General features: G+C 41.4%; 1 protein-coding gene. It reads left to right on the top strand.

Going from position 1 to position 1,309, the window contains the following annotated elements; genetic code table 11:
- Nucleotides 1-405: 405 nt before the first annotated feature.
- Nucleotides 406-1,309: metallophosphoesterase family protein (locus tag BP97_RS38065; protein ID WP_231506515.1), on the top strand; the 904-nt coding region annotated here is incomplete at its 3' end.

Here is a 1,309-nt window from a genome sequence, read left to right as displayed (position 1 = left end):
AAGGTTTCAACGTATCCATCAGAATCCGATGCTGTCACAAAGAATTTCCAAATGTTGCAGCCTGACCCAAAAGATTGGTGAGTGACCGTGGTGTTGTTTTTTGCTAGAGCAGCGTTTGGAAGGGTAAGAATTACAGCACATAATGAGAGAACAAGTAGCTTCTTTAACATAAGTGCACCTCCTATTGGTTGATTCAAGAAATATTGTAATATATTCCCTTATCGGCAACAATAAGGACATTAAGTAATTATAAAAAGATGCTAACGATATTGTTGATTAAAACAGATTCGATTATAATACGAAATGTAAAGGTTTACATTTTATAGGCTATATATTCAATCGAATATCGGTTTCTTAAGTTGTAAAAGTGCATTATAAGCAGGGGGAGGTCGATGATTGATCATTATGGGGACAAAGAAAGTCAAGTTCGGAATCATTGCTGATATTCATCAGGATTTTATGTATCGGGCTGAGGATCGTTTGAAGACCTTCATCGAGCATATGAACCGGGAACAGGTGGATTTTATTATTCAGTTGGGCGATTTTTGTTATCCAATACCTGAGAATCAGTCCTTCGTAGCCACTTGGGAGCAATTCAACGGGCCTAAATACCACGTGCTGGGTAATCATGACATGGACAAGTGTAACAAAAGAACCATCATGGATTACATCGGGATGGAGCGCAACTATTACTCTTTTGATTCCGGTCAATTTCATTTTATCGTGCTGGACGGCAATAATATGTTTTTGGAAGGTCAATATGTGGATTACGAATTTGGGAACTACCACAAGAACCCGCAGGCTAACAATTATTTGACTCCCGAGCAGCTGGAGTGGCTCCGAAGCGATTTGGCAGCAACCGATAAAACAACTGTCATTTTCAGCCATCAAAATTTGGAATCTATCTATACCGATGTGAATTACGGTGTTCATAATAGTGAAGCGTTCAGGGCTATTGTGAAAGAAGCGAACGCTGCTGCCGGTTTCCGCAAAGTTATCGCATGTATGAATGGACATAACCACCTAGATGGGGTAAAGGTGATTGACGACATCTATTTCATACATATGAACAGCATGTCTTATTTTTGGATGGGCAAGCCTTACAAGCATACGGTGTATTCAGAGGAAGTATCTGAACAATATCCAGTGTTGCAGATGTGCGCGCCTTATGAGGAGCCTTTGTATGCGATCATCACGTTGGAAGACGGAGCTCTCAGCATCGAAGGAAGGGAGACCAGCTTTGTAAGCTCGACCCCATTGGAATGCGGTCACTCCAATTCTTATGGCGGGCACATAGTGACAGCCCGGA

The sequence above is a fragment of the Paenibacillus sp. UNC451MF genome (assembly GCF_000686845.1).
Lineage (GTDB): Bacteria > Bacillota > Bacilli > Paenibacillales > NBRC-103111 > Paenibacillus_S.
This window is presented reverse-complemented; position numbering and strand designations above follow the sequence as displayed.